This window comes from Halococcus thailandensis JCM 13552 (assembly GCF_000336715.1).
GTDB lineage: Archaea > Halobacteriota > Halobacteria > Halobacteriales > Halococcaceae > Halococcus > Halococcus thailandensis.
The window spans coordinates 1-768 of the sequence record NZ_AOMF01000137.1; the positions used below are offsets into that span (position 1 = coordinate 1).

Genomic DNA, 768 nt, shown 5'->3' on the forward strand with positions numbered 1-768 from the left:
GAACGGTTGGCGTGGACGCTGGATACCTGCCGACAGGTTCGCAACCACTTCCTGCATCGGATGAATCGGCTGGAAGACTCGTCGTACACACCAGAACAGAACCGTCTCCCAAAACTCAAGAAGTGGTGGACCGACCTTCAGTCGGTCCACTCGAAAGTGCTTCAGATGGTCGTTCGCCGCCTCTACAAGGACCGTTCGAACCTTACGAAAAAGTCGAAGAAGGGCTACAACGTCGGCAAACTCAAGTGGAAAGGTGTCGGCGACTACTATTCCTTCACGTACAACCAGACCGGCTTCGAACTCAAGAAAACGAGTGGCCGCGACAGGTTGNGACTACTATTCCTTCACGTACAACCAGACCGGCTTCGAACTCAAGAAAACGAGTGGCCGCGACAGGTTGCACCTTTCAAAGATTGGCGATGTTCCCGTGGTCGCTCACCGAGACCTCCCCGACGACGCCACGGTGAAAAGCGTCGTCGTGAAGCGCGAAGCCACCGGACGGTGGTACGCTTCGCTCCAACTCGACACCGACGCCGAAGCACCTCCGAAACCGGACCAACCGGAGCGGTGTGTCGGTATCGATGTGGGGATACTGAAATACACCCACGACACCGACGGCCATGCCGTCGGGTCGTTGGACCTTTCGGCGGAGCAGGAACGGTTGGAACACGAACAGCGTGTTCTCTCCCGCAAAGAGCACGGGTCGAACAACTACTGCGAACAGCAACGGAAGGTTGCCCGACGCCACGCCGACATCAAGCGGAAACG

Annotated in this window: 1 pseudogene; it reads left to right on the forward strand. The window is 57.4% G+C overall.

Annotated features, from left to right (window positions below):
- Positions 1–768 (forward strand): annotated as a pseudogene (locus tag C451_RS24375) (RNA-guided endonuclease InsQ/TnpB family protein); the annotation flags it as partial.